A 25,788-nucleotide genomic window follows, 5' to 3' on the forward strand; every position below is an offset into this window, starting at 1 on the left:
CTCATGTGCGGCGTCGGCCGGTTCATGTCGCGCCGCCCGGGTGTGGCGTCGGCCGGCTCGCGTTGCGCCGGTGCATGTGTGGTGTCGGTCGGTTCATGTCGCGCCGCCGCCGGTTGGGGCGCAGGCGTACATGCCCGGGCCGTGCTCGCCGTCGAGGGGCACCAGGTCGGCGTGCGCGGCCGCGGCTGCCTCGGTGATGGTGCGCGCGGTCGCCTCCAGCAGCGGGGCGGGGGCCGACACGCGGATCAGGCCGCGCAGTGCGAGGCCGCCGCCGTCCAGGGTCAGGATGAGCGACGACGCCGAAGCCGCGGACGGCAGGGAGAGCAGGTGTTCCAGCAGCGCCGAGGTGTGCTCCAGCCGGGGCCAGGTCCGCATCCACAGTACGGCGTGTGCGAGCCCGCCCGACCGCCACGCCGTCCAGTCCTCCTGCGGCGCCGGGCCGTCCAGCTCGCAGGCGCGAGTCAGGGCGGCGGTCAGCCCGTCGCCCGTCAGCACGCGGTGTTCCAGCCCGGCGTCCCGGAGCAGACGCCCGGCCTTACGGATCAGCGAGGCGACGAGTGCGGGGGCATGCTCGGCGTCGTACTCCGCGGCCAGCCCCGCCTCCGCGCGGACGCGTGCGTCGAGACGGACCGCGACCCAGGTGGTGCGCTCGGCGGGCAGCGCCGGGCCGGGACCCAGGTGCTGCAACTCCCGGTACGAGCGGGCGGCGACCTGACCCGCCTCGACCAGCGGTGCGGGGCCGGGACCCAGGTGCTGCAACTCCCGGTGCGAGCGGGCGGCGACCTGACCTGCCTCGACCAGCGGCGCGGGGACGCTCACCGTCGTGACCTGGACTACGGCGCCGGGATGCTCCTCGTCGTCCAGGACACGGGCGAGAAGATCCAGCGGTACACCCGGATCCGCATCGCCCCGCAAGGACGCCCCATCGCCGAGAACGGCCGCGGCGTACCACCCGCCGGCGTCGCACCCGATGCCGACGCGCGGGCCGTCAGCCGTGGCCCCGGGCACCTCGCGGACCACCAGCCCGGGCGCGAGGGCATGCAGCGCATCGACCGAAGTCGCGGCCCGGCGGCGGTGGTGCTCGCGGGTCAGCGCCCGTTGCTCCAGCCACCAGCGCCCGCGGCGGCGCAGCACGGCCACGAGCAGGACGGCGACCCCGGCGACGGCGGCGATCCCGGTCGCGATCGGGCCGTGCGGCACCAGCGCGGCGATCGCGAGCACGACCGCCTCGGCCAGCACGAGGCGCCCGAGGTGCACGCCGCCGACGTACCCGGCTCGGCGCCGCGGTTGTGGACGGTCCGCCGCCTCTGTCATCGGCCCCCGTCCCCTCTCGGTCCCGGCACGTACCGGCATCGCAGCTTACCGATCCCGTCACCACATCATCACCCGCGCGCGGCCGATCCGATCACCAGCGGACGACGCCGTGGACGATGCGCCAGCCGATCTTTAGGCGTTCGATCCTGCCGACGGTGCCATCACGACTGATCCCGTCGCCACGTCATCACCCGCTCGCGGCTGGTCTGGTCACCGGCGGACGATGCGGTGGACGATGCGCCAGCCGATCTCAAGGCGTTCGATGCTGTCGTCGTACGTCACGCTGCCCACCGTGCCGTCGCGCTGGACGCCGAGGCCCTTGGACAAGGCGCGCACCTGGCCGTCGGCGAGCTCGGTGAGGACGATGTTGGTGACGTGGTGGGCGACCGGCGCGGCGTCGCCCATCGCTGCGGCGGCGGCGAGGCCCTCCGCCAGGCCGTGGAGGACGCCGCCGCCGAGCGCTGTCACGTCGTACGGTACGTCCTCCACGAACACCGCCCGCAAGCCCTCGTGGTCGCCGGCGTCGACCAGGTGTCCGTGCAGGTTGATGAGGTCCGTGATGGCGAACCGGTCCTCGGGACTGAGACTCATGCGTCCTCCTTGGCTCCAGGGTCTCGGCTTCGCTCCAACAGCGATGCCTGGGCGTAAGTGGGGATGTCCCCGTTTTGGCTCGACTAGCATAACCGGGGATGTCCCCGGTTCGCCCGCGCGCGGATGCGTCTCGCAACGCCGCGCGCCTCCTGGAAGCCGCCCGTGCGCTCATCGCGGAGGGCGGCAACGACGTCGCGCTCGATGAGGTCGCGCGAAGGGCCGGTGTCGGTAATGCGACGTTGTACCGGCACTTTCCGACGCGCGGGGACCTGCTCGTGGCCGTCTATGCCGACGAGGTCGCGGCGCTGTGCCGGCACGGCGACGAGCTGCTGGCGGCCGCGGACCCGCTCGTGGCGCTGTTCGACTGGCTCGATGCGTTCGTGGAGCATGTCGCGACGAAGCGGCCGCTCGCCCTGGCCGCGACCGAGGGGCCGACCGGACGGCGGACCGCCCGCTTCGACGAGTGGCACGCGGCGATCAACGCGACCGCGTCCGCGCTGGTCGAACGCGCGGCGGACCGGCTGCGGCCCGGCGTGACCGCATTGGACCTGCTCACGCTGGTCTCAGGCGCCGCCATCACGGCCGGCGATGCCGCGCGGGCGCGCCGCCTGACCCGCCTGCTTCGCGATGGAGTCACCGCGCAGGACGGGCGATGAAAACCCCGCGTCCGCGCGGAAGCGACGGAGGCACCGCGCCGGGCGGGCAATGAAACCACGCGGCCGCGAGGAAGCGACGGAAGCGACGGCGGGACCGCGCCGGGCAGACGATGAAACCACGCGGCCGCGAGGAAGCAGAGGAAGCGGCGGTATCAAAGAGCCGCCGAGTCACCGTGCCGGGTGAGGGTTGAATCGCGTGGTTCGGGCACAGGGCGCGTCATGCCAGCCACCAAGAAGAAAGCCAGCCATACCTCCAGCCAGCCCTGGCTCCATCAGCAGGGCACCGAGATCCAGCGCTTCGGTCAGATGCGCCAGTTCCCGGTCGCGCTGTCGTTCGATGCGCGCCGGTACTCCTGCGAGCGGCTCAACCAGGTGCTCGCGGACAGTCAGATTCTCTTCGCGCTGTACAAGAAGCATCACTGGCTCATGCGCGGGCCGACGTTCTATCAGCTCCACCTGCTGCTCGACAAGCACGCCGGCGAGCAGATCGAGCTCATCGACACCGTCGCCGAGCGGGTGCAGACCCTGGGCGGCATCGCGGTGGGGGACCCGCGGCACGTGGCCGAGCTGACCAGGGTGCCGAGGCCGCCGGACGGGGCCGAGGAGGTGCCGGCGATGCTGTCGCGGATGCTCGAGGCGCACGAGATGATCCTCACCGAGGCTCACGACGCGGCGGCCAAGGTCATGGAGATGGGCGACGACGGCACCAACGACCTGCTGGTCTCCGACATCATCCGGACCAACGAGCTGCAGGCCTGGTTCCTGGCCGAGCACCTGGTCGACACCCCGCTGGTGCGCACCGAGGAGGAGTCGAGGGCAGCCGCGAACGGACGGCGTTGAGCGGAGGCGCTACCGTGTCGGCGTGACGAGGCATATCGAGTCGCAGCTGGGCGTCGACCTGGGCACCACCCACACGGTCGCCGCGCTGACCGCCGCCGACGGTCGTAGCCAGCCGCTGCTGTTCGACGCCAGCTTCCTGCTGCCGTCGTCGGTGTACGCCGAGGTCGACGGGCACCTGCTCGTCGGCAGGGATGCCGAGCGCAGTGCCCGGCTCGATCCGTCCCGTTTCGAGCCCAATCCGAAGCGTCGGATTGACGACGGTACGGTGCTGCTGGGCCAGCGCGAGTTCAACGTGTCGGACCTGCTCGCGGCCCTGCTGCGGCGCACCGCCGACGAGGCGTCCCGGGTGCTGGGGATCATGCCGGTGCGCACCGTGCTGACCTACCCGGCGAACTGGGCCACCCACCGCCGCTCGGTGCTGGCCGACGCGGCGGCCCGGGCCGGCATGCCGTCGCCGATCCTGGTGCCGGAGCCGATCGCGGCCGCCGCGTACTTCACCACCGTGCTGGGCCGCAACATCCCGCCCGGCGGCGTGCTGGTGGTCTACGACTTCGGCGGCGGTACGTTCGACACGACGATCCTGCGCCGCCGCCCCGACGGCGGCTGGGACGTGCTGGCCAGCGACGGCCTGCCGGACGTGGGCGGCGTCGACCTGGACGCGGCGATCATCGGCCACCTGGGTCAGACGATCACGGCGACCGACCCGGACCGCTGGCGGCAGCTGGTCGAGCCGTCCGACGACGCGGGGCGCCGCCGCACCCACCTGCTGCGCGAGGACGTGCGCTCGGCCAAGGAGCAGCTCTCCCGGGCCTCCACGGCGAGCATCCACCTGCCGCTGTTCGAGACCGACATCCACCTGACGCGCACCGAGTTCGAGCAGTTGTCGCGCTCGTACCTCCAGCGCACCGTCGACCTCACCGCCGGCACACTGCAGCGGGCGGGTGTGCGTACCGATCAGATCGGTGGCTTGTTCCTGGTCGGCGGCTCCAGCCGGATCCCGATGGTCAGCACCCTGCTGCATCAGCGGCTCGGCGTCGCGCCCACGCTGATCGAGCAGCCCGAGCTGGTGGTGGCGCTCGGGAGCGTGCTGGCCGCGATGCCCGCCCGCCCGGCGCCGTTCCCGCAGGGCCCGCCGCCGCCTCCCGGCCCGCGCCCGCCGTCGATCGGCAACCGGGGCCCGATGGCGCCGGTCCCGATCCCGGTCCCGCCGCCGAACGCGCCGGTCTCCGGCCCGGCCACGACGATGCCGGTCTCGGGCGTGCCCGGGGTGCCCTCGTCCGCCCCGCCGGCCCCGGTCTCGGCCATGTCCTTCCAGTCGGCGGCCACGCCCCAGTCGCCGCCGACCAGCGCGCCGCCCAACCAGACCGCGGTGTTCGGGGCGGCGCCCCCGATCGCGCCGCAGGGCCCGGTCGCGCCGCCGTTCCGCCCGGTCCAGCCGCCGCCGCGGTCCGGTGGGCTCAACGTCGGCGTGCTGGTGGGCATCATCGTCGCCGCCGTGCTGCTGCTCGGCGTGGGCGGCGTGGTCGCCTGGAACGCGGTCGGCAACGACAAGCCCGACGACACCAACACGGCCGGCAGTGGCAGCCGCGGCGGCAGCGGCGTCACCGGCAACGGGGGCGGCGGCAACGGCGGCGCGAAGAGCACCGGCAACGCCAAGCCGGGCCCGGCCACCCAGGCCGTCGACGTGAACAAGTCGGTCTGGCTCGGCCAGTTCAAGATCACCGTCGGCAAGGTCTCGTACGACGCGAGCGACGAGGACAAGCTCAAGCTCTGGACCGACGTCGTGATCGAGAACCTGGGCACCGACAACGACCGCCCGTACCTGACCGCGGTGCTCAACATCGGCGGCCAGCAGTACACGGGCCAGGTGCGGGAGAGCACCACGGTCGCCGGCGGCCAGAAGAGCAACTACAACATCGACTTCAGCCTGTACGACCCGCTGAAGACCGCGCTCAACACCGGCGAGCTGATCTTCGGCGACGCCGACCGTGAGCAGCCCACGATCCCGCTGGGCGGCGGCGCGGTCACGTCGTTCGAGCCGGTGAACCTGATCAAGGACAAGGCGGTCACCGTCCACGACATCACCGCCACGTTCACGACCTGCGACCTGCGCGGCGGCTTCTTCGACTACCACGGCCAGGCCAAGAAGGGCTACCGCGTCGTGTACTGCAAGGTCGACATCCAGTACAAGGGCAACTCGAGCGAGTACGTGGGCCAGGAGCACTTCCGCCTCGGCCAGCCCGACGGCTCCGAGCTCGGCCCCGACACCGCGCCGAACGAGGCGCTCAGCAGCGGCCAGAAGGCCGTCGGGACCGAACTCGCCTTCCAGGTCAAGAAGGACGCCACGGGCACGTTCAAGCTCCGCGTGGTCGACCTAGGCAACCACAAGGAACGCCAGGCCGGCGACGTCGCCGAAGTGGATCTGGTGCTGTCGTAACTAGCGGGCGCCGCCGTTGACGTAGAGGGTCTGGCCGGAGACGTAGGAAGCCTCGTCGCTGGCCAGGAACGCGATGACGGCGGCGACCTCCTCCGGCTGGCCCACCCGGCGCAGCGGCGTGCGGTCGGCCACGGCGGCCTGGTGCTCCTCGGCCGTGCTGCCGACGCGTTCGGCGGTGGCCGCGGTCATCGGGGTGGCGATGTAGCCGGGCGCGACCGCGTTCACGGTGATGTTGTACGGGCCCAGCTCGATCGCCAGCGTCGCCGTGAGCCCTTGCACGCCGGCCTTGGCCGCGGCGTAGTTGGCCTGGCCGCGGTTGCCCAGGGCGGAGCGGCTGCTGAGGTTGACGATCCGGCCGTACTTCGCCGGGACCATCACCTTCTGGGCCGCCTGGCAGCACAGGAACATGCTCGTCAGGTTGGTGTTGAGCACCGCCGACCACTCGTCGTACGGCATCTTGAACAGCAGGTTGTCCCGGGTGATGCCGGCGTTGTTGACCAGGATGTCGATCCGGCCGATGCCCGCGAACACCTCGTCGACCGCCGCCTTGTCGGTGACGTCGCAGGCCACGACGCCGTCGGCCGCCTTCAGGTCCAGCACCACCACGTGGGCGCCCTGGTCGCGCAGCAGCGCGGCGGTGGCCGCTCCGATGCCCTGCGCGCCGCCCGTGACGACCGCCGTCTTGCCTTCGAAGCGCATGCTCAGTCCCTTTCCACCAGTACCGCCGAGCCTTGACCGACACCCACGCACATGGTCGCGAGGCCGCGGGAGTCGCCCGTGCGCCGCATGCGATGCAGCAACGTCGTGAGGATGCGCGCGCCTGAGCAGCCGAGCGGGTGCCCGATCGCGATCGCGCCGCCGTCCGGGTTGATCATTTCCGGGTCGAGCCCCAGCTGGTCGGCGCACGCGAGCACCTGGGCGGCGAACGCCTCGTTGAGCTCGGCCTGCCGCACGTCGCCGATCGTCCAGCCGGCCCGGGCGAGCGCCTTGCGGGTGGCCGGCACCGGACCGATGCCCATGACGTCGGGGTGCACGCCCGCCGAGGCCCCGGCCACGTAGCGGCCCAGCGGCTCCAGCCCGAACTCGCGCAGCGCGTCCTCGCTCACCAGCAGCAGCCCGGCCGCGCCGTCGTTGAGCGGCGAGGAGTTGCCCGCGGTCACCGTGCCGTCCGGGCGGAACACCGGCTTGAGCTTGGCCAGCTTCTCGAGGCTGGTGTCGGCCCGGATGCCCTCGTCGGCGCCCACCCCGTCGATCGGCAGCAGCTCGCCGGCGAAGTGCCCGTTCCTGGTCGCCTCCCCGGCCCGCTGGTGGCTGCGCAGCGCGAACGCGTCCTGCCGCTCCCGCCCGATGCCGAACCGCGCGGCGACCTCCTCGGCCGTCTCGCCCATGCTCAGCAGCCCGTGCAGCTCGCGCATGCGCGGGTTGATCAGCCGCCAGCCGAGCCGCGTGTCGGCCACGGCCATGGTCTGCGGCAGCGCGTCGTCGGGCCGCGGCAGCACGAACGGCGCACGGCTCATCGACTCCGACCCGCCGGCCACGACGATGTCCGCCTCGCCCGACGCGATCGCCCGCGCCCCGACGGTGACGGCCTCCATGCCCGAGGCGCACAGCCGGTTCACGGTCGCGCCGGGCACGCTCTCGGGAAGGCCCGCCAGCAGTACCGCCATCCGCGCCACGTTCCGGTTGTCCTCGCCGGCCTGGTTGGCCGCGCCCCAGTAGACCTCGTCCACACGCGCCGGGTCGATCCCCGACACCAGCTCCCTGACCACGGCCGCCGCGAGATCATCGGGCCGGACGTGGGAGATCGCCCCCCGCAGCTTCCCGATCGGCGTTCGCCGAGCTGCGGCAAAGTACACGGTTCGCATAGCCCTAAAACTAACACTGTTAGTCAGTCGCGGGAACCGCGCGGCGGCGGGCCGCGTCCAACCGCCATGAAGCTGCCCCGCCTGATCCTGGCGACCGCCCTTCTGCTGACCGGCTGCGGCGCCGAGGTGGCCGGCCAGCCCCCGGCCGCGTTCGCCCCGGACGACCTGATGCTGCAGGTCCGCACCTCGGGCGGGATGATCCCGGCGGAAACGGCGGCCACCGCACTTCCGGAGTTCAGCATGTACGGCGACGGCCGCGTCATCACCGCCGGCCCCGTCCGCGAGATCTACCCCGGCCCGGCCCTCCCGAACGCCCAGGTCCGCCATATCTCGCCGGACCGCCTGCGCGACCTGCTGGAGGACGCCCTGGAGGCCGGCGTGGGCAACGGCGCGGACCTCGGCGTACCCCAGGTGATGGACGCCGGCTCCACCCGCATCACGGTCCGCACCGCGGCGGGCCTGGTCGCCTCGGACGCACCGGCCCTCGGCATCGAGGACGACAGCCTGACCCAGTCCCAGCAGCGGGCCCGCGGGCGGCTCGCGGACTTCGTGCAGTCGCTGCGGGACCTGAATCTGGATGAACCCGCGTCCTACCGGCCGGCGACGATGGCCGCGGTGGCGCATCCGTGGGAGGAACGGCCGGACGGCCTGCCCGCGGCGCCGCCGCCGGTCGCGTGGCCGGGCCGGGCGCCGCTCCCGGGCGAGCCGATGCGCACCCTGTCGGGCGTGCACTGCCTGGTCACGGACGCGGGGCCGGTGCTGGCGGCGGCCGCGAACGCCAACGCGCGCACCCCCTGGACTTCCGGGGATGCGCGCTGGGAGGTCGGCTTCCGGCCGCTGCTGCCGGACGAGGAGACCTGCGGCGACCTGGTCCTCAGGTAGGTTCCGAGCCCTGCACGGCGCGCCAGAGCCAGGCACCCGAGCCGCGGCGGGAGAGCAGGCCCGTGATGCGGTACGGGAAGGGCTCCACCTTGCCGTCGTCGGTGTGTTCGCGGCCGTCGGCCTCGGCGATGACGAAGGCGCCGCCCGGGACGTTGTGGACCGTGACCGAGGTCGCCTGCCAGGTGTACGCCGCGGGCCGTGCGAAGAGCCCCGCCAGGAGCTCCCGCACGGCGTCGCGGCCGGTGGCGCACTCGCCGGCCTCGGAGCCGACGTACGTGATGTCGTCGTCGGGCACGAAACAGGCGAGTGCGTCCGCCACGTCGCGGGACAGGAAGGCCCGGCCCAGCCGGTCGACCACTTCCACCACGTCGTTCATGCGGCCAGCTCCAGTTGCTTGGGTGAGCGCATGCCCGGGAGGTAGAGGAAGGCCAGGGTCACCGCGGCTCCCAGGACACCCGCGCCGATGAGGGTGTTCTGGACGCCGATGGCGTTGGCCACGGGCGCGGCCATGGCGTAGCTGAGCGGTACCAGAGCGATGGAAATGAACCAGTCGACGGACGAGACGCGACCCATCAGCTCCGCCGGGACCAGGCGCTGCTTGGCCGTCGCCCAGGCGATGGTGCCGGCCGCCTCCAGGCCGTTGACCAGGGCGCAGGCGATGGCCAGGTGCCACGACGCGGTGGCCATCCCGTAGCCCGCCACGGCCAGGGTGGCCAGGGTCCAGGTGATGTAGATGAAGCGCATGTACTGCTGCGGTACTCCCCGCTGCCCCACGATCAGGGCCGCCGCGATGGCGCCGACGCCGCCGCTGGCCAGGACCAGGCCCAGGTCGCCGGCGGTGCCGTGCAGCTCGTGTTTGATCACGAGCGGCAGGAGGACCTCGGTGGGGCCGATGAACAGCAGGTACGCGAACGTGGCGGCGACGAAGGTGCCCCACAGCCAGACGTTGCCGCGGACGTAGTTCATGCCGGCCTTGAACTCCTCCCAGACCGAGGCCTCCGGCGCTTCAGCGACTGCGCTGGAAGGCCGGGTGCGCATGAGCAGCAGGCACGTGGCCGAGATCACGAACGTCACGGCGTCGATGGCGAAGGCCAGCCCGCTCCCGGCGACGGCGATGAGGACGCCGCCGAGGGAGGGGCCGGCCATCTGCAGGGCCGCCGGGCGGACGAACTGGTCCAGGGCGTTGGCCTGCACCAGTTCCTCCTCGTCCACCAGGGTCGGCACCAGCCCGTCGAACGCCGGGCCGAAGAAGCCCGACGCCGCGCCGTACACCGCCACCAGCGCCACGATGTGCCACACCTGGATCGCGCCGGTGAGGCTGAGGGCCGCGAGGACCGTCAGCACCACGCCGCGCACGACGTCGGTGGCGAGCATGATCTTGCGCCGGTCGAACCGGTCGCTGATCACGCCGCCGAAGAGCAGCGTGGCGACCTGGGGCAGGGTCAGGGCGAACCCGACCACGGACATCGCCGCGGGCGCGTCCGACAGGGAGTACACCTGCCAGGCCATGGCGACGAGCAGGATCCCGTCGCCGATCAGCGAGCCGCTCATCCCCGTCCACAGCAGCCGGAAGTCCCGGTTGCGCAGGGGGATCAGCAGGCCCGGCAGCTGTCGCCGGGCCCGGTGCTTGGGAACGAATGCGTGATTCAAGCCGCGGTCCCGAGACCGAATGCCTCCCGCCGCAGCTTGCCGGCCTGGGCCAGGGTCGTCAGCACGCCGTTGAGCTGGTCGATCTCGGCGTCGGTGTTGGCCGCGGTGACCTGGATCCGGAAGCCCACCTGGTCGCGCGGGACCAGCGGGTAGGCGGCCAGCGTCACGTAGGTCTCCTGGTCCCACAGGTACTGCCCGACCTTCGCGATGTCCTCGCCCGGGGCCAGCGGCAGCTCGATGATCGGCGTGGCGCCCGTGTTGGGGGTCCACACGCCGAGCGCGCGCACGTGGTCGAGGACGCGCATCGTCTTGCGGTACAGGTCGGCACGGATCTCGTCGCCGCGCTTCTCGTTGACCTCCAGGCCGGCCATGACCGTCGCGAGCGAGGCGGTCGGGGACGGGCCGGAGTACAGGTACGGCGGGGCGGCGACCTTGAGGTGGTTCTTGAGCCAGGTCGGCAGGGCCAGGAAGGCCATGAGCGAGGAGTACGACTTCGAGAAGCCGCCGACGAGCACGATGTTGTCGTAGGTCTCGCCCGCGTACTTCACGATCGCGTTGCCCCGCGAGCCGTACGGCGAGGTCTCGTCCGGCCGCCGCTCGCCGATGACGCCGAAGCCGTGCGCCTCGTCGACGTAGAGCAGCGCGTCGTACTGCCGGGCCACCTCGGCGAAGCGGGCCAGGTCGGGCGCGAGGCCGGTCATGCTGTTGACGCCGTCCATCGCGATGAGCTTGGCCTTGCCGGCCGGGGCCTGGGCGAGCAGCTCGGCCAGGTGCTCGGGGTCGCCCGCGCGGAAGCGCTGGACGGTGGCGCCGAGGCCCTTGGCGTACATGCAGCCGTCGTAGATGGTCTTGTGCGACTGCGAGTCGAGGAAGATCGTGCCGTCGCCGGCCAGGATCGGGATCACCGACATGTGGATGTGGGTGATGGTCGGCAGCAGCAGGGTGTCGGGGGCGCCGAGCAGCTCGGTGAGGCGCTCCTCGATCTCGATGTACGGCTTGGAGTTGCCCAGCAGCCGCGACCAGCTGGGGTGGGTGCCCCAGGTGCGCACGTACGGGTCGATGGCGTCCATGATCTCCGGCTCGAGGTCGAAGCCGAGGTAGTTGCACGAGGCCCAGTCGGTCAGCCAGTGGTTGCCCACGCGGATGCGGCGACCGTCGATCTCCTCGATCACGGCGTCGTACATCGGGCTGGTGTTGCGCAGACGCTCGAGGTCGTCCCAGCGCCCGTCGCGGCGGACGTAGGTGCCCTGGGTGCCCTGGGTGGCCTGGGTGCTGTGCAGCGGGTGGACAGTCATGTGCGAACTACCTTCCATGGTTGAGAACAACATTCCGTTCACGCCATCGCGGCGAATGGCGCGGTCTTCGGGATGAGCGCGAATGCCTCCGGCTCGGAGAGGGGCCGGGCGAAGAGGTAGCCCTGGCCGTAGGGGCAGCCGATCTGCTGCAGCGCCTCGCGCTGGCCGGCCTCCTCCACGCCCTCGGCGACGACCGAGAGGTTGAAGGTCTGGGCCAGCTGCACGATCGCGGTGACGACCGCGCGCTGCTGGGTGGAGGACAACATGTCGTCGATGAACGACTTGTCGATCTTCAGTACGTCGATCGGCATGTGCTGCAGGTAGGACAGCGACGAGTAGCCGGTGCCGAAGTCGTCGATGGCGAGCCGGATGCCCATCGCCCGCAGCGCGTCGAGGTCGGCCCGGACGGTGTCGTCGTTGCGCAGCAGCAGGCTCTCGGTGATCTCCAGCAGCAGCGTGCCGGGCGCGACCCCCGAGGCGCGCAGCATCTGGCGCACCTCCTCGACGAAGCCGGGCGTGCGGAACTGGCGCGCGGAGACGTTGACGCTGATGTACCGCAGCGCACCCGGCGCGGTGGAGCGCTGCCAGCGGCCGGCGGTGTTCAGCGCCTGCTGCAGCACCATCCGCCCCATGGGCACGATGAGCCCGCTCTCCTCGGCCACCTCGATGAAATGGCCGGGCGCGATCATGCCGCGGGTCGGGTGGTTCCAGCGGACGAGGGCCTCGAAGCCCAGCGGCACGCCGGATTCCAGATCCACGATCGGCTGGTACTGCAGGACGAACTGACTCTCCTTGACCGCCTGGTCGAGCGCGGCGCGCAGCTCCAGGCGCTCCAGCACCGCGGTGTGCAGGTCGGACTGGTACCGCCGCCACTGCCCCTTGCCGGCGCCCTTGGCCACGTAGAGCGCGAGGTCGGCCTGGCGCAGCAGCTCCTCGGCCGAGTTCGCGTCGATCGTGGTGGACAGGCCGATGCTGCTGATGCCGTTGACCGACTCGCCGGCCACGGCGAAGGGCTCGGCGAGCGCGATGTTGATGCGCTCGGCGGCGAGCTCGAGGTCGGCGATGGAGTCGGCCTCGATGAGCGCGGCGAACTCGTCGCCGCCGAGGCGGGCCACGGTGTCGGTCGGGCGCAGCTCGGCGCTGATCCGCTCGCCCACGGCCTGCAGCAGCTCGTCGCCGACGGCGTGGCCGAGCGTGTCGTTGACGATCTTGAAGTCGTCGAGGTCGATGAAGAGGACGCCGACCAGCGAACCGTCCCGCTGGCCGCGGAAGACGGCCTGCTCGACGCGGTCGCCGAAGAGCACCCGGTTGGCCAGGCCGGTCAGCGAGTCGTGGAACGCCTGCCGGATCAGCTGCTCCTCCAGGCGGCGGCGCTCGGTCACGTCCCGCACGGTCAGCACCAGGCCGCCGACGGTGGTGTCGTCGCGCAGGTCGCGGCAGTCGACCTCGACCAGCAGGGCCGAGCCGTCGACGCGCTCGGCGCGCACGTCCAGCACGTCGTGGTCGTGCAGGCCGGAGCGGACCTGCCCGAGGCGCTCGGCCGTGCGGGCGCGCTCGTCGCCGGCCACGAACTCCCACAGCTCGTACCCGGCCAGGCGCTCGTCGCCGAAGACCGCGCCGGCCGAGGGGCTGGCGTACTGGATGACGTCGTTGTCGTCGACGATCAGGATCACGTCGGACGTGTTGTGGATCAGGGTGCGGAAGTACGCCTCGCTGTTGCGCCGGTTGACCTCGGCGGTCAGCGTGATCCGCTCCAGGGCCATGGCGGCCTGGGCGGCGAGCACCTCGAACGTCGGCTGGAGCAGCTGGAGCACCTCGGTCGGGGCGGCCAGGTACAGCACGTCGTTGGTCGCGCCCAGCGGGTGGCGCAGCGTCGAGCTGAACTCGCGCAGCGCGGCCCGCACGGCCGGGGCGAGCCCGGAGACGCGCACCAGGCCCGGGGCCGGCAGCTCCTCCTCGGCGCCGACGCGGACGAGCGTGACGACGTGCGCGGCGTCGGCGGGCAGCAGCCGCTCGAGCGTGGTCTGCACGGCGGCGAGCGCCTCGGTGGTGTCGGCCGCGGCGACCAGGGTGGTGGTCGCCTCGCGCAGCTCCCGCTCGCGGGCCAGGGACTGGCGGTGGTTGCCCATCACGCCGGCCAGGCGGACGAGCACCAGGCCGAACATGACGCCGGAGCTGGCCGCGATGACGGCGGCGTCGCGGACGGTGCCGACGCTCGCCTCCACCAGCAGCACGCCCGGCGCGATCAGCGAGGCGGCGCCGAGCAGCGCGATGCGCCGCATGCCGAGGTCCGAGGTGCTCGACCGGGTCGGCTCGGTCATCTGCTTCATCGAGGGGTGCAGCGCGGCCGCGGCCCACGCCGAGTAGCACAGGACCCAGCCGAGGTCGGTCGGGCCGCCCACGTGCCAGGAGCCGTTGAGCTGGATGAGCCCGTAGACCACGTCGGCGGCCAGCAGGCCGGCGGTGCCCAGGCCGAGCAGGTTGATCGAGCCGTTGGGGCGCACGCCGCCGGTGAGCAGGCGGGCGAAGACCGCCAGGGTCAGCACGTCGCCGAGCGGGTAGCCGATCGACACCAGCTTCTGCAGCAGCGTGAGCTTGGTGCTGCGCACGTACGGGTCGATCAGGAAGATCCAGGACAGCAGGGCCAGGCCGATGGTGAAGGTGGCCGCGTCGATCAGGCTGTCACGGTTGTTGCGCCCGGTGCGGGAGCGGATGAAGCCGAGCAGGCCGCCGGCGAGCAGGGGGTACATCGCCAGGTACAGCACGTCGCTCACCGACGGGAACGGGTTCTGGATGTCGAACACGTCGGTGAGCAGGTTGTAGAGGAAGTCCCCGGCGCCGAAGACGGCCAGCGCGGCGGCGAGCAGCAGCCACGGCCAGCGGCGGCTCGGCTTGTGCACGAGGACCCCGACGACCACACCGGCCACGCTGGACAGGCCGATCAGGCCCCACCAGAGCATGTGCTGCTCGGGCCAGCGGTAGAACGCCAAGGTGAGCAGCGCCATCCAGACTGCGAACCAAGCACTGAGCTTGTTCTTCAGCACGTTGTTTCGCCTCCCTCACCTGCTCACCGACCGGGCGCTTGCGAAATCCCTGATCGGTCAGGCGGAGGGAGTCTGAACGAGAACCGGGGTGCGGCCTGGGTCGGCCGAGTTGCCGGATGGGTCCTCCGAACGGAGGACGGGTCAGGTCAGCGTCAGCGCGCGGAGCGGCGCGGCGCGCTGAACGCCAGGCCGGCGGAGGAGGGTTCGCACTCCTCGGCCGTCTTGTGGTGGTGCTGCGGCTCGGCGTAGAAGCTCAGGCCGATCACCGCCGACAGGGTCACCACGAACCCCACCGCCACCAGCCATTCGCGGCCCGGCCAGACGCCGTCGCCGAGCAGGAGCAGGCCGACCAGGGCGGCCGGCACCGCGCCCGCCGCGTCCATGGCGGCCACCGCAGCGGTCGTCGAGCCCCGCTGCATCGCCAGGCCCAGGAGCAACTGGCCTACCAGGGAGTGGGCGATCAGGAGGTACGAGAGCGGATCCGTGACGAACTGGCCCAGCGAGTCGGCCGAGGCCAGTGGGCGGGAGGCCACCGCCGCGGCGCCGAAGGCCACGCCGGACAGGGCGCCCAGCACCACGGAGCCGGGCGCGCCGTGCAGGCGGCTGGCGAAGAACCCGAGCGCCGCCAGCAGCACGAGCACCACGATCAGGCCGATCACGCCGCCGACGCCGAGCTGGCGGGAGGGTGCGGGCTTGGCCGCGAGCACCAGCGCCGCGATGCCCACGGTCAGGGCCAATAACAGCGCGATTTCGGTACGCGGCAGCTTCCACTTCAGGATCAGCACGCCCAGCAGGGTCGTGACGCCCAGGCCGGCCGCCATGGCCGACTGCACGAGGAAGAGCGGCAGGTCACGGCGGGCGAAGAAGGCCAGCGCGAACCCGGCGCACTGGCAGGCCACGCCGACGAGGTAGGACTTGTGGCGGCCGAGGCGCAGCAGCAGCATCGGCTGGAAGCCCTGGTGCAGATCGGTGCGCGCGGCGGCTACGGACTGCAGCAAATTGGCGACGCCATAGGCGGCGATCATCGCGCCGAGGAACAGCCAACTCCAAGATGCCACCCGGGCAGGATAGACCCCGCGCGGGTGCTGAGCATACGGACCTTTCGGTTCAGCCGGACAAACCGGACAACCGGGTATGGCCCAAACGGGTGAGCACGTCCTCGTGGAGCGGTCCGTTGGTGGCCACCGCGCTGCCGCCGCCCGGGCCGGCGTTGCCCTGCAGGTCGGTGAACGTGCCGCCGGCCTCGGTCACGATCGGCACCAGCGCGGCCAGGTCCCACAGCGACAGCTCCGGCTCGATCATGATGTCCACGGCGCCCTCGGCCAGCAGCATGTACCCGTAGAAGTCCCCGTAGGCCCGCTGCCGCCACGTGCGCCGACTGATGTCGAGGATCGCACCCAGCCGCCCGGCCTCCTCCCAGCCGCCGAGCGACGAGTAGCAGAACGACGCGTCGGCCAGCCGCGACACCGACGAGACGCGGATCGGCGTGGCGGCGGCCGTGTGGCGTCCGGCGTACGCCCCGTGGCCGAGCGCGGCCCACCAGCGCCGCCCGAGCGCCGGGGCCGACACGAGGCCGACGACCGGCTGGTTGCCTTCCATCAGCGCGATCAGCGTGGCCCAGATCGGTACACCGCGCACAAAGTTCTTGGTCCCGTCGATCGGGTCGATGACCCACTGGCGGCTGCCCGGGCCCGCGGCGGCCTCGGTCGCGCCGAACTCTTCGCCGAGCACCCCGTCGCGCGGCCGGGCCCGGCCCAGCGTGGCCCGCAGCGCCTTCTCCACCGCGGTGTCGGCGTCGGTGACGGGGGTCAGGTCCGGCTTCTCGGACACGTGCAGATCCTGGGCGCGGAAGCGCGGCACGGCGATCGCGTCCGCGGTGTCGGCGAGAAGATGAGCGAGGGCCAGATCGTCCGCGTAGCGAGCCATGGGCGGAAACTTAGCCGACGATCGCCACCTTCTGGCAGTACTGTCGCCGTTTGTGACTCCCACAGCCCTGTGCGGCCTGCTCGCCGAGTCCGACCGTCTCGCGGTGTTCGCCGCGGTCGTCCTGGGCGCGCGCACGCCGAGCGCCGTCGAGTCGGCCACCGGGCTGCCGGCCCGCGCCGTCGAGCCCGCCATCCGCCGCCTGCAGCAGGGCGGGCTGCTCGCGGTGGCCGAGGGCGAGCTGGCCACGTCGGCGGAGCTGTTCAAGGATGCCGTGCGCGCGGCCGCGACGCAGGCCGAGCCGCAGCCGCAGCTGGACCCGGACCGGCAGCGCGACCTCATCCTGCGCACCTTCATCACGGATGGCCGGCTGACCCAGATCCCGGCCGCGCACGGCAAGCGGATGGTGGTGCTGGAGCACATCGCGTCCTCGTTCGAGCCGGGCGTGCGCTATCCCGAGCGCGAGGTGAACGTGATCCTGCGCGCCTGGCACGACGACCACGCGGCGCTGCGGCGGTACCTCGTCGACGCCGACCTGTTGTCCCGGGACACCAACGAGTACTGGCGCTCAGGCGGGCCCGTCGTCCTCTGACGGCGTGCCCTCCTTGGAGGCCAGCAGCCGGCGGAACGAGGCCAGCCGGCGCGGGTCGGCGCCGCCCTCGGCCACCAGCTTGTCCAGGCCGCATTCGCCGCCCGCGCCCGTGTGGTCGCAGTTCGGTGGGCAGCGCGTCGAGGCCTCCACCAGGTCCGGGAAGCCGTGCAGCAGGCTGTCGGCCGAGACGTGGGCCAGCCCGAACGAGCGGATGCCGGGGGTGTCGACGATCCAGCCGAGGTCGCCGGGCAGCTGCAGGGCGAGCGCGCTGGTCGAGGTGTGCCGGCCCTTGCCGACCGCGCTGACCGCGCCCACCGCCCGGTCGGTGCCCGGGACGAGCCGGTTGACCAGCGTCGACTTGCCGACGCCGGAGTGCCCGATCATGACCGAGACCCGGCCCCGCAGCTCGGCGAGCAGGTCGTCGAGGGGCTGGTCGGGGCGGCAGAGGACGTACGGCAGGTCGAGCTCGGCGTAGTAGTCCAGCACCGCCTCCGGGCCGGCCAGGTCGCCCTTGGTCAGGCACAGCAGCGGGTCGATCTCGGCGTCGTAGGCCGCGACCAGGCAGCGGTCGATGAACCCGGTCCGCGGCGGCGGGTCCTGCAGCGAGTTGACGATGACCAGCTGCTCGGCGTTGGCCACCACGACCCGCTCGAAGCGGCCCTCGGTGCCGCCCTCCTCGTCGTCGGCCGTGCGCATGAGCACCGATGAGCGCTCGTCGATGCGCACGATCCGGGCCAGGGTGTCCGGCCGGCCGCTGACGTCGCCGACGATCTGCACGTGGTCGCCGACGACCACGCCGTGCCGGCCCAACTCGCGGGCGCGCATGGCGGTGACGGCCGCGCCGGTGTCGGCGACGTGGCAGGTGTACCGGCCCCGGTCGACCGCGATCACCAGGCCCTCGACGGCGTCGCTGTGCTTGGGGCGGGTGCGCGTGCGCGGTCGCGAGGACCGGCTGGGGCGCACCCGCACGTCATCCTCGTCGTACTCGCGCTTCCGAGCCAGCCGACTCTCCTTATTGTCCCGACACCATGGTTGACCATAGCCGGGGGAAGTCGGGCAGCGTCTTCGCGGTGCATGCCACGTCGTCGAGTCGCAGGCCGGGGACGGCGAGCCCGAGCACCGCGCCGGCGTGGGCCAGCCGCCGGTCGCCGTGGGTCCGCAGGGTGCCGCCGCGCAACGGGCGCGGGCGGATCCGCAGGCCGTCGGGCTCCTGGGTGACATCCGCGCCCAGTTCCGTGAGGGCCGAAGCCAGCCGGGCGAGGCGGTCGGGCGGTTCGGGGCCGCGCAGGTGCGAGGGGGAGTCGGCCAGCGCGAGGACGGCCGCCAGCACCGCCCACACGTCGGCCAGGCTGGACAGATCGGCGGTGATCCCGCGGATCATGCCGGAGCCGCGCACGACGAGCCCTCGGGGGGTCAGGGCGGCCTCCCCGCCCATCTGGCGCAGCACGTCGAGCAGCCGCCGGGTCGGCTGGCTGCTCACGGCCGGCCAGCCCTGCACGTTCACGGTGCCGCCGGCGACCAGGGCGGCGGCCAGGAACGGCACCGCGCTGGCCAGGTCCGGCTCGATGTCCCAGGCGCGTCCCTTGAGCCGGCCGGGCTCGACCGACCAGGTGTCGGGCCGGCTGTCGTCGACGCCCGCGCCGGCCGCGCGCAGCATCTGCACGGTCAGGTCCAGGTGCGGCTTGGGGACGGGGGCGCCGACGTGGCGTACGACCACCCCGCGCTCGTAGCCCGCCGCCGACAGCAGCAGCCCGGAGACGAGCTGGCTGGAGGCCGAGGCGTCCATGGTCACCGCGCCACCCGCGATGCGCCCGCGGCCGTGCACGGTGAACGGCAGGCCGTTGTCGGTGTCGATCCGGGCGCCCAGCGACCGCAGCGCGCCGATCAGCGGGGCCATCGGGCGGCGGCGGGCCGCGGGCAGGCCGTCGAAGGAGACCGCGCCGGTGGACATCGTCGCGACCGGCGGCAGGAAGCGCATCACGGTGCCGGCCAGCCCGACGTCGACCCGGGCCGGGCCCTCCAGCGGCCGGGAGCGCAGCAGCCACAGGTTGTCGTCGGCGGTCGACACGTGACAGCCCATCGCCCGCAGCCCGGCCGCCATCAGCTCGGTGTCCCGGGCCCGCAGCGGGGCCCGCAGGGTGCTGGCGCCCTGGGACACGGCGCCGAGCACGAGCGCCCGGGCCGTCATCGACTTCGAGCCCGGCAGCCGCACCGAGGCGTCGAGCGGGCCGGCCGCGGTCGGAGCCGGCCACAGTAAGTGCGTATCCACGCGCTCAGTGTGCGGTCAGTTTCGATATGTAGCGACTGCTGGCCGCGAATGGCACGGGACGCGGCTACCGTGGCGGCATGTGTGGCAGGTACGCGACCTCGCGCAGCAACGTCGACCTCAGCGCGCTGTTCGAGGCGGCCGACGAGACCGACGGCCTCGAACCGGACTTCAACGTGGCGCCCACCGACCCGGTGCCGGTGGTGCGGGTCTCCCAGTCGGCGGGCGGCCGGGTGCTGTCCACCGCCCGCTGGGGTCTCGTCCCCGGCTGGGCCAAGGACCCGAAGGTCGGGGCCCGCATGATCAACGCCCGGGTCGAGACCGTGGAATCGTCGAACGCCTTCGCGCAATCGTTCGCGCGGCGCCGCTGCCTGGTGCCCGCCGACGGCTGGTACGAGTGGGTCCGGGGCGACGGAAAAGCCAAGCAGCCGTACTTCATGACCCTCGGCGACGCCGAACCGTGCGTTTTCGCGGGGCTGTGGACCGTGTGGGGCAAAGGCGACGACCGGCTCCTCACATGCAGCATCATCACCACGCCGGCCGTCGATGACTTGGCGCTCATCCACGACCGCATGCCGTTACTGTTGCCGGCGGAGCGATGGTCGGATTGGCTGACGGCGGAAGCGGATGCGAGCCTCCTGTTGCCGACGCCGTCGTCGCACGTCGCACGGCTCGAATTACGCCCCGTAGGCGCGCGGGTGGGCGATGTCCGCAACGACGGGCCCGATCTGGTCGCGAAAGTTCCGGCTCCGCCGCTGCGGCCGAGCGATGTCGAGCCGATCGATCTGACCCTTTTTTAGGCTGTAAGTCCAGATAAAATTCCAGCCGTTTTTGCGAATCGGCCGATGAACTCTTGTATTTGCACACGTTAGTGCGATACAACACAGCGCCGGTGGGTCTATGTCGGATGGGGGCATCCCGACGTCTATCCACTTAGCGTTCGTTTGACCCACGGGGGAGGTGGGTGTATGACCCGGGCGAGGATGCCACGCCCTCATGAAGTCGCAGCCGCGCGGCGAGACCCGCGACTGCTCAGAGCCGTCAAGGAACAGCAGGGCGACGGAGCCTGGCGAATCCGCGGCGCATGTCAGGCGGTCGACCCAGAAACGTTCTTCCCGGCTCCGACGGAGCCGGCCGACGCCGCGGTGGCGCTGTGCCGCACCTGCGACGTGCAGGGAGCGTGCCTGGCGTGGGCGCTGGACGTCGGGGACTGCCACGGCGTCTGGGGAGCCACAACACCTCGCGAACGGCGTGCGATGCTCGTCGCATGGCGCAGCGAGGGGCAGCGGCCGGGGCTTCCCGGCCAATCCGATCCACGGTTCGGAGCGGTGGCGTGCCTGCCGATCCTGCCGTTGCAGCGGGCGAGCCGGTGCAGCGAGAAGCCCGACCCCGTCGGGGCGGGCGCGCCGCAGTAACGACGCCTTCCACACCCACGAAGTCCGCCGCCCGGTCCAGGCCGGGCGGCGGGCGGTCGGTGGCGACACCCTTCGGGCCCGCGCGGTACCGCCTCGACGTGCCCGAGGACTTCGCCGGCACGCTGCTCGTGCTCGGCCACGGTGCGGGCGGCGACGTGGACGCGGCCGACCTGGTCGCGGTGCACGACGCGGCGCTCGCGCACGGCGTGGCGGTGGCGCTGGTGACCCAGCCGTACCGCGTGGCCGGACGCCGGGCCCCCGCGCCGGCCGCCCAGCTCGACGCCGCCTGGCTGGCGGTCATTGAGCGGCTGCGCAAGAACGTGGACTTCGCGACCCTCGTGGTCGGCGGGCGCTCCAGCGGGGCGCGGGTCGCGTGCCGCACCGCCCGGGAGGCCGGGGCCCAGCGCATCCTCGCGCTGGCGTTCCCGTTGCACCCGCCGGGCCGGCCGGACAAGTCCCGGGCCGACGAGCTGCTGACCGGAGTGCCGACGCTGGTCCTCAACGGCGACCGGGACGCCTTCGGCGTGCCGGGGGAGGCACCGGGAGTACAAGTGACGGTTCTTCGGGGTGAAACCCACGCCCTGTCGCGCAATCCGGCGGCGGTGGCGGACGCGGCCGTGGCCTTCGTCACCGGGAGCTAGGCCGGCTCGTTGCACGCGATGTGGCCGGTGCGCACCGGTCACGCTGCCACAACTCCCAGGCCCGTCCTGTTCCCGGCGGTCGGTCCGGTCCCGATGCGACCGGCCGCCGGGGCAGGTAACGGTCGTCACGCGGAATGCCCGGACGGGTCCCGGCGTTACACGGTTCGTGCGGCGCTGCCGACGGCGCCGTCAGCGGAGGGAACCAGAGCGTGGCAACACTCGAGCGTGATGACCTGCGGATCCGCGAGCTGCTGTTCAGCCCGGCGTGGCCGGGGGCGACCGACGCGGAGCCCGATTCGTCGTGGCAGCCGATCGCCCGTGAGCGATTGACGGGCGCCACAAACACAGAACGCGCACAGGAACTCGGCGTATCCTCGACCGGACGTGTCTCGCGCGGTGCGCGGGAGCGCTCGAGGGTGGGGGTCGCACGAGTGGTGAGCAGCGAGAGCGCGGAGCAGCAGCGGGTCCGGTTCGAGCACGACGCGCTGCCCTTCATCGACCAGCTCTACGCCGCCGCCCTGCGGATGACGCGCAACCCGTCGGACGCCGAGGACCTGGTCCAGGAGACGTTCCTGAAGGCCTACGCGGCCTTCCACCAGTTCGAGACGGGCACCAACCTCAAGGCCTGGCTGTACCGCATCCTGACCAACACGTACATCAACTCGTACCGGCGCCGGCAGCGTCAGCCCGTCCAGGCGCCCACCGAGGAGATCACCGACTGGCAGCTGGCCGAGGCGGAGTCGCACACGTCCAGCGGGCTGCGCTCGGCCGAGACCGAGGCGCTGGACCGGCTGCCGGACTCCGACGTCAAGGAGGCCCTGCAGTCGCTGCCGGAGGAGTTCCGGCTCGCGGTCTACCTGGCCGACGTCGAGGGCTTCTCGTACAAGGAGATCGCCGACATCATGAACACGCCGATCGGCACCGTGATGTCGCGCCTGCACCGCGGACGGCGCAACCTGCGCCGGCAGCTGGAGAACTATGCTGCCGACCGTGGGTTCACCCGCAACCCGTCCGCTGAGCCGAGCGAGGTCTGAGATCCGATGAGCTGTGGAGACCCGCACGAAACCGACTGCGGTGACGTCCTCGCCGAGGTCTACCTCTACCTCGACCTGGAGTGTGCCGACGACCGGCGCACGCTGATCCGCGAGCACCTCGACGAGTGCTCGCCGTGCCTGCGGGAGTTCGGCATCGAGCAGGAGGTCAAGGCGTTGGTGGCCCGCTGCTGCGGGTCCGAGCTGGCCCCGGCCGAGCTCAAGGCCCGCCTGCGGGCGAAGCTGTCGGAGTTCGTGGTGAACGCCGACTCCCGCGAGCTGCGCCCCGAGTAGCTCCCCTCGCGTTTTCCCGCCCGGCCCTCGCGGCCGGGCGTTTCGCGTTCTTGGCCCCGCGCGGCGCCGGGGCGCCCCGATATGCTGCTGGCATGTCCGACGAGATCCGTGCCGAGATGGTCGCCAACGTCTGGAAGATCACGACCGAGGTGGGCGCCGAGGTGACCGAGGGCGACACCCTGGTCATCCTCGAGTCGATGAAGATGGAGATCCCGGTGGTCGCCGAGGCCGACGGCACCGTGAGCCAGATCGCCGTGCACGAGGGCGACGTTGTGCAGGAGGGCGACCTCATCGCCGTGATCGGGTGAGCCTCCTGGTCCGGATGAGCACGCCGGCCGACCACGACGCCGTGTCCCGGCTGACCGTCGAGGCCTATCGGGCCGACGGGCAGCTGGAGGCCTCTCCGGCGTACGCCACGGTCCTGGCCGACGTGGCCGCCCGCGCCGCGGGCGCCGACATCCTGGTCGCCGAGCTCGACGGCGCCGTGTGCGGCGCGGTGACGTTCACCCTCTCCGGCGGCCCGTTCGCCGAGGTGTCCAAGACCGGCGAGGCCGAGTTCCGCACCCTGGCCGTCGATCCGGCGGTCCAGCGCCGCGGGGTGGCCCGGGCGCTGGTGCGGGCGTGCCTCGGCCGGGCCGCCGAGCTGGGCTGCGCCGCCGTGGTCATCTGCGTGCGGGACGACAACCCGGCGGCCTTCGCGCTTTACGAGAGCTTCGGCTTCGAACGCGACCCGGCCCTGGACTGGTCGCCGGTGCCGCGGGTCAACCTGCTCGGTCTGCGCCTTCCCCTGCCGGCCCGTCGGCCGACCTCAGCAGTTCACTAGCCACTTCCAGCGCCGCCGCCCGGCGCTCCTCCGGCGTGCCCGGGCGCTCGCGCAGCAGGAACCAGCTCGCGTGGATGGAGAACAGCGCGAGGGCCCGGCGCAGCTGCTGGGTCAGCGAGTCGGACGGGTCGGTCAGCAGGGCGAACACGCGCAGCATCTGCTCGCGCATCCGCTGGCCGGCCGGCAGCGTGTTGATCAGCGTCTGGTTGCGCTCGAAGAAGCGGATCACGTTCTCGTGCACGAACTCGTCGTGCAGCACCGCGTAGCGCTCCAGGAACTCCCGCCGCGTGTCCGAGTCGCGCGGCTGCGCCTCGGCCCAGTCCAGCAGGGCGTCGACGGCCGCGATGCGCTGCTCGATCAGGCTGGTGACGATGTCGTCCTTGGTCGGGAAGTGGTAGTACAGCGCGGCCTTGGTGACCCCGAGCTTCTCGGCGATCTCCCGTAGCGACGTCTTGTCGTAGCCGATCTCGGTGAACATGTCGAGGGCCACGCGCTGGATGTGCGCCCGCGCGTCGGCGCCGTCGGTCTCGTCGGTGCGGATGCGGTTGCGGCCGCGGACGACCCGCGCGGCGCTGCTCTCCTCGTTCGGCCCCATCGCCACCAATCCTACTTGACGCTCGGCTAGTAACCAGCTTACCGTACGGCTAGTCAGTCAACTAGCCGGTCGACAAGTAAGTTCGGGGGTGCAGTTCAGATGCCGGAGAAAAGCGTGAAGGTCGTCCTTCCCGGCCTGCTGATGGCCATCATGCTGGCCATGCTCGACAACGTGATCGTGGGAACCGCGATGCCGCGCATCGTCGGCGACCTCGGCGGCGTCGACCACCTCTCGTGGGTGGTCACCGCGTACGTGCTCGGCACGACGGTCTCCACCCCGCTCTGGGGCAAGCTCGGCGACCTCTACGGCCGCAAGACCGTGTTCATGACCTCGATCGCGCTGTTCCTGCTCGGCTCGGCGCTGTGCGGGTTCGCGCAGAGCATGCCCGAGCTGATCGGCTTCCGCGCGTTCCAGGGCCTCGGCGCCGGCGGGCTCATGGTCGGGGCCATGTCCGTCCTCGGCGATCTGGTGCCGCCCCGGGAGCGTGGGAAGTACCAGGGACAGTTCGCCGCGGTCATGGCCGTCGCCATGGTGGGCGGGCCGCTCGTCGGCGGCTTCATCACCGACCACGCGAACTGGCGCTGGGCGTTCTTCGTGAACCTGCCGCTGGGCGGCGCGGCCCTGATCCTGCTCGCGCTGACCCTGCACCTGCCCAAGCGGCGCACCGAGCACCGCATCGACTGGCTGGGCGCGCTGCTGCTGTCCATCGGCGTCACCGCGCTGGTGCTGATCACGACGTGGGGCGGGTCGCAGTACGCCTGGGGCTCGGCCGAGATCCGCGGCCTCGGCGTCCTCGCGGTGCTCACGCTGGTCGCGTTCGTGCTGGTCGAGCGGCGCCACCGGGAGCCGATCGTGCCGCTGTCGGTGTTCGCCAACCGCAACTTCACGCTGGTCGCGCTGCTCGGGTTCCTGGTCGGCTTCGCGATGTTCGGGGCCATCACGTTCCTGCCGCTCTACCAGCAGATCGTCCAGGGCGCCTCGGCCACCAACTCCGGCCTGCTCCTGCTGCCGATGATGGCCGGCATGCTGCTCACGTCGCTGGTGGTCGGGCGGGCGATCACCAAGACCGGGCGGTACCGGATCTACCCGATCGCCGGCGGCGCGATCATGATCGGTGCGATGCTGCTGCTGGCCCAGCTCGGCCCGCACACCTCGAAGGTCACGTCGAGCCTGTACATGGCGGCGCTCGGGCTGGCCCTGGGCTTCCTGATGCAGACCACGATGCTGATCGCGCAGAACAGCGTCGAGATCAAGGACCTCGGCGTGGCCAGCAGCACCGCCACCTTCGCCCGGTCCATCGGCGGGGCGTTCGGGGTGGCCGTCTTCGGCGCGATCTTCAACCACCGGCTGCACGCGATCCTCGGCGAGCGGCTCGGCACCGGGGCCGCGGACAAGCTGGCCAGCGGCGGCGGGGGTGCGCGGATCGACCCGCAGACGCTCGCCCAGCTGCCGGCCCCGGTCCGCACGGCGGTGATCGACGCGATCGCCGGCGCCACGTCGAGCGTGTTCCTGTGGTCGACGGTGGCCGCGGTGCTCGTACCGGTGCTCGCCTTCTTCATCCGCGAGGTCGCGCTGCGCGGCGGGCCGGCCGAGGAGGCGGAACGCACGCTGATTGCGCAGGAAGGGTAGTTTCG

General features: G+C 72.1%; 26 protein-coding genes. 13 read left to right on the plus strand and 13 right to left on the minus strand.

The annotated features are described in order from the left end of the window. Window positions 1–93 precede the first annotated feature (93 nt). Window positions 94–1,314, minus strand: coding sequence for a type VII secretion protein EccE (locus ACQP00_RS05265; protein ID WP_433215114.1), 1,221 nt, complete (start codon window positions 1,312–1,314; stop codon window positions 94–96). Between the two features lie 210 nt (window positions 1,315–1,524). Continuing rightward, complete coding sequence (locus ACQP00_RS05270; protein ID WP_433215117.1) at window positions 1,525–1,905, minus strand: nuclear transport factor 2 family protein; 381 nt, start codon at window positions 1,903–1,905, stop codon at window positions 1,525–1,527. A 98-nt stretch (window positions 1,906–2,003) separates the two neighbouring features. Between ACQP00_RS05270 and ACQP00_RS05275 the strand changes: the two genes are divergently transcribed. The 3 genes from ACQP00_RS05275 to ACQP00_RS05285 all read left to right on the plus strand — a co-directional run bounded on the left by ACQP00_RS05275 (window position 2,004) and on the right by ACQP00_RS05285 (window position 5,838). Then, the gene (locus ACQP00_RS05275) at window positions 2,004–2,561 is read left to right on the plus strand and encodes a TetR/AcrR family transcriptional regulator (RefSeq protein ID WP_433215120.1); all 558 of its coding nucleotides are present in this window, start codon (window positions 2,004–2,006) and stop codon (window positions 2,559–2,561) included. Window positions 2,562–2,780: 219 nt separating this feature from the next. Continuing rightward, window positions 2,781–3,401, plus strand: a complete 621-nt coding sequence (locus ACQP00_RS05280) for a Dps family protein (RefSeq protein ID WP_433215123.1) — start codon at window positions 2,781–2,783, stop codon at window positions 3,399–3,401. A gap of 22 nt (window positions 3,402–3,423) precedes the next feature. Beyond that, window positions 3,424–5,838 carry an Hsp70 family protein gene (locus tag ACQP00_RS05285; RefSeq protein WP_433215126.1) on the plus strand — a complete coding sequence of 805 codons (2,415 nt, stop codon included), beginning with the start codon at window positions 3,424–3,426 and terminating at the stop codon, window positions 5,836–5,838. Here the strand turns inward: ACQP00_RS05285 and ACQP00_RS05290 are convergent, their stop codons facing one another. Both ACQP00_RS05290 and ACQP00_RS05295 read right to left on the minus strand, forming a co-directional pair. Further along, entirely contained in the window at window positions 5,839–6,537 is a 699-nt protein-coding gene (locus ACQP00_RS05290; RefSeq protein WP_433215129.1) for an SDR family oxidoreductase, read from the minus strand. Between the two features lie 2 nt (window positions 6,538–6,539). Further along, window positions 6,540–7,703 carry a thiolase family protein gene (locus ACQP00_RS05295; protein WP_433215132.1) on the minus strand — a complete coding sequence of 388 codons (1,164 nt, stop codon included), beginning with the start codon at window positions 7,701–7,703 and terminating at the stop codon, window positions 6,540–6,542. Between the two features lie 66 nt (window positions 7,704–7,769). On the opposite strand from ACQP00_RS05295, the gene ACQP00_RS05300 reads away from it, so the two are divergent. Continuing rightward, window positions 7,770–8,585: a hypothetical protein gene (locus ACQP00_RS05300; RefSeq protein WP_433215135.1), complete on the plus strand. Its 816-nt coding sequence runs from the start codon at window positions 7,770–7,772 to the stop codon at window positions 8,583–8,585. Here the strand turns inward: ACQP00_RS05300 and ACQP00_RS05305 are convergent. The 6 genes from ACQP00_RS05305 to hisN form a co-directional block, all read right to left on the minus strand. Next, window positions 8,578–8,961, minus strand: a complete 384-nt coding sequence (locus tag ACQP00_RS05305) for a YybH family protein (RefSeq protein WP_433215138.1) — start codon at window positions 8,959–8,961, stop codon at window positions 8,578–8,580. The two genes, ACQP00_RS05300 and ACQP00_RS05305, sit on opposite strands and share 8 nt — an antisense overlap. Further along, complete coding sequence (locus tag ACQP00_RS05310; RefSeq protein WP_433215141.1) at window positions 8,958–10,235, minus strand: MFS transporter; 1,278 nt, start codon at window positions 10,233–10,235, stop codon at window positions 8,958–8,960. Before ACQP00_RS05310 ends, ACQP00_RS05305 begins: the two co-directional genes overlap by 4 nt. Next, window positions 10,232–11,530, minus strand: coding sequence for an aminotransferase class I/II-fold pyridoxal phosphate-dependent enzyme (locus tag ACQP00_RS05315; protein WP_433215143.1), 1,299 nt, complete (start codon window positions 11,528–11,530; stop codon window positions 10,232–10,234). Before ACQP00_RS05315 ends, ACQP00_RS05310 begins: the two co-directional genes overlap by 4 nt. A 38-nt stretch (window positions 11,531–11,568) precedes the next feature. After that, entirely contained in the window at window positions 11,569–14,574 is a 3,006-nt protein-coding gene (locus ACQP00_RS05320; protein WP_433215146.1) for a putative bifunctional diguanylate cyclase/phosphodiesterase, read from the minus strand. Window positions 14,575–14,726: 152 nt separating this feature from the next. Then, the gene (locus tag ACQP00_RS05325; RefSeq protein WP_433223711.1) at window positions 14,727–15,599 is read right to left on the minus strand and encodes a hypothetical protein; all 873 of its coding nucleotides are present in this window, start codon (window positions 15,597–15,599) and stop codon (window positions 14,727–14,729) included. An 82-nt stretch (window positions 15,600–15,681) separates the two neighbouring features. Further along, complete coding sequence (hisN, locus tag ACQP00_RS05330) at window positions 15,682–16,500, minus strand: histidinol-phosphatase (protein ID WP_433215149.1); 819 nt, start codon at window positions 16,498–16,500, stop codon at window positions 15,682–15,684. 52 nt (window positions 16,501–16,552) lie between these two features. Between hisN and ACQP00_RS05335 the strand changes: the two genes are divergently transcribed. Continuing rightward, window positions 16,553–17,089, plus strand: coding sequence for a DUF2087 domain-containing protein (locus ACQP00_RS05335; RefSeq protein WP_433215152.1), 537 nt, complete (start codon window positions 16,553–16,555; stop codon window positions 17,087–17,089). Here the strand turns inward: ACQP00_RS05335 and rsgA are convergent. Then, complete coding sequence (rsgA, locus tag ACQP00_RS05340) at window positions 17,066–18,052, minus strand: ribosome small subunit-dependent GTPase A (protein ID WP_433223713.1); 987 nt, start codon at window positions 18,050–18,052, stop codon at window positions 17,066–17,068. The genes ACQP00_RS05335 and rsgA overlap by 24 nt on opposite strands. A 49-nt stretch (window positions 18,053–18,101) precedes the next feature. Further along, on the minus strand, window positions 18,102–19,358 hold the full coding sequence (gene aroA, locus ACQP00_RS05345; protein ID WP_433215155.1) for a 3-phosphoshikimate 1-carboxyvinyltransferase: 1,257 nt from the start codon (window positions 19,356–19,358) through the stop codon (window positions 18,102–18,104). 77 nt (window positions 19,359–19,435) lie between these two features. Here aroA and ACQP00_RS05350 point away from each other — a divergent pair, with 77 nt between their 5' ends. The 7 genes from ACQP00_RS05350 to ACQP00_RS05380 all read left to right on the plus strand — a co-directional run bounded on the left by ACQP00_RS05350 (window position 19,436) and on the right by ACQP00_RS05380 (window position 23,559). Continuing rightward, on the plus strand, window positions 19,436–20,155 hold the full coding sequence (locus ACQP00_RS05350; protein WP_433215158.1) for an SOS response-associated peptidase: 720 nt from the start codon (window positions 19,436–19,438) through the stop codon (window positions 20,153–20,155). 168 nt (window positions 20,156–20,323) lie between these two features. Then, complete coding sequence (locus tag ACQP00_RS05355) at window positions 20,324–20,770, plus strand: WhiB family transcriptional regulator (protein ID WP_433215161.1); 447 nt, start codon at window positions 20,324–20,326, stop codon at window positions 20,768–20,770. 59 nt (window positions 20,771–20,829) lie between these two features. Continuing rightward, window positions 20,830–21,411 (plus strand): alpha/beta hydrolase family protein, encoded by a 582-nt coding sequence (locus ACQP00_RS05360; protein ID WP_433215164.1) that lies wholly within the window; start codon window positions 20,830–20,832, stop codon window positions 21,409–21,411. 134 nt (window positions 21,412–21,545) lie between these two features. Continuing rightward, on the plus strand, window positions 21,546–22,445 hold the full coding sequence (locus tag ACQP00_RS05365; protein WP_433215167.1) for a sigma-70 family RNA polymerase sigma factor: 900 nt from the start codon (window positions 21,546–21,548) through the stop codon (window positions 22,443–22,445). A gap of 6 nt (window positions 22,446–22,451) precedes the next feature. Then, window positions 22,452–22,736: a mycothiol system anti-sigma-R factor gene (gene rsrA, locus ACQP00_RS05370; RefSeq protein ID WP_433215170.1), complete on the plus strand. Its 285-nt coding sequence runs from the start codon at window positions 22,452–22,454 to the stop codon at window positions 22,734–22,736. A gap of 92 nt (window positions 22,737–22,828) precedes the next feature. Continuing rightward, window positions 22,829–23,044: a biotin/lipoyl-binding carrier protein gene (locus tag ACQP00_RS05375; RefSeq protein ID WP_433215173.1), complete on the plus strand. Its 216-nt coding sequence runs from the start codon at window positions 22,829–22,831 to the stop codon at window positions 23,042–23,044. Next, entirely contained in the window at window positions 23,041–23,559 is a 519-nt protein-coding gene (locus ACQP00_RS05380; protein WP_433215176.1) for a GNAT family N-acetyltransferase, read from the plus strand. Before ACQP00_RS05375 ends, ACQP00_RS05380 begins: the two co-directional genes overlap by 4 nt. On the opposite strand, the gene ACQP00_RS05385 is transcribed toward ACQP00_RS05380, so the two are convergent. Beyond that, a complete protein-coding gene (locus tag ACQP00_RS05385; RefSeq protein ID WP_433215179.1) occupies window positions 23,498–24,154 on the minus strand; it encodes a TetR/AcrR family transcriptional regulator in 657 nt (218 codons plus the stop codon). The two genes, ACQP00_RS05380 and ACQP00_RS05385, sit on opposite strands and share 62 nt — an antisense overlap. Before the next feature lie 99 nt (window positions 24,155–24,253). Between ACQP00_RS05385 and ACQP00_RS05390 the strand changes: the two genes are divergently transcribed. Continuing rightward, window positions 24,254–25,783 (plus strand): MDR family MFS transporter, encoded by a 1,530-nt coding sequence (locus ACQP00_RS05390; protein WP_433215182.1) that lies wholly within the window; start codon window positions 24,254–24,256, stop codon window positions 25,781–25,783. Window positions 25,784–25,788: the final 5 nt, after the last annotated feature.

Source organism: Dactylosporangium sp. CS-047395, assembly GCF_050942185.1.
GTDB lineage: Bacteria > Actinomycetota > Actinomycetes > Mycobacteriales > Micromonosporaceae > Dactylosporangium.

Excerpts from the sequence above, each read along its gene's own strand:
- ACQP00_RS05355 (WP_433215161.1), top strand. The coding sequence starts at position 20,324 with ATGACCCGGGCGAGGATGCCACGCCCTCATGAAGTCGCAGCCGCGCGG.
- ACQP00_RS05385 (WP_433215179.1), bottom strand. The coding sequence starts at position 24,154 with ATGGGGCCGAACGAGGAGAGCAGCGCCGCGCGGGTCGTCCGCGGCCGC.
- ACQP00_RS05280 (WP_433215123.1), top strand. The coding sequence starts at position 2,781 with ATGCCAGCCACCAAGAAGAAAGCCAGCCATACCTCCAGCCAGCCCTGG.
- ACQP00_RS05390 (WP_433215182.1), top strand. The coding sequence starts at position 24,254 with ATGCCGGAGAAAAGCGTGAAGGTCGTCCTTCCCGGCCTGCTGATGGCC.
- ACQP00_RS05300 (WP_433215135.1), top strand. The coding sequence starts at position 7,770 with ATGAAGCTGCCCCGCCTGATCCTGGCGACCGCCCTTCTGCTGACCGGC.
- ACQP00_RS05375 (WP_433215173.1), top strand. The coding sequence starts at position 22,829 with ATGTCCGACGAGATCCGTGCCGAGATGGTCGCCAACGTCTGGAAGATC.
- ACQP00_RS05270 (WP_433215117.1), bottom strand. The coding sequence starts at position 1,905 with ATGAGTCTCAGTCCCGAGGACCGGTTCGCCATCACGGACCTCATCAAC.
- ACQP00_RS05315 (WP_433215143.1), bottom strand. The coding sequence starts at position 11,530 with ATGACTGTCCACCCGCTGCACAGCACCCAGGCCACCCAGGGCACCCAG.
- ACQP00_RS05290 (WP_433215129.1), bottom strand. The coding sequence starts at position 6,537 with ATGCGCTTCGAAGGCAAGACGGCGGTCGTCACGGGCGGCGCGCAGGGC.
- ACQP00_RS05365 (WP_433215167.1), top strand. The coding sequence starts at position 21,546 with ATGCCCGGACGGGTCCCGGCGTTACACGGTTCGTGCGGCGCTGCCGAC.
- ACQP00_RS05295 (WP_433215132.1), bottom strand. The coding sequence starts at position 7,703 with ATGCGAACCGTGTACTTTGCCGCAGCTCGGCGAACGCCGATCGGGAAG.
- ACQP00_RS05265 (WP_433215114.1), bottom strand. The coding sequence starts at position 1,314 with ATGACAGAGGCGGCGGACCGTCCACAACCGCGGCGCCGAGCCGGGTAC.
- ACQP00_RS05275 (WP_433215120.1), top strand. The coding sequence starts at position 2,004 with ATGTCCCCGGTTCGCCCGCGCGCGGATGCGTCTCGCAACGCCGCGCGC.
- ACQP00_RS05350 (WP_433215158.1), top strand. The coding sequence starts at position 19,436 with ATGTGTGGCAGGTACGCGACCTCGCGCAGCAACGTCGACCTCAGCGCG.
- ACQP00_RS05305 (WP_433215138.1), bottom strand. The coding sequence starts at position 8,961 with ATGAACGACGTGGTGGAAGTGGTCGACCGGCTGGGCCGGGCCTTCCTG.
- ACQP00_RS05325 (WP_433223711.1), bottom strand. The coding sequence starts at position 15,599 with ATGATCGCCGCCTATGGCGTCGCCAATTTGCTGCAGTCCGTAGCCGCC.
- hisN (WP_433215149.1), bottom strand. The coding sequence starts at position 16,500 with ATGGCTCGCTACGCGGACGATCTGGCCCTCGCTCATCTTCTCGCCGAC.
- rsrA (WP_433215170.1), top strand. The coding sequence starts at position 22,452 with ATGAGCTGTGGAGACCCGCACGAAACCGACTGCGGTGACGTCCTCGCC.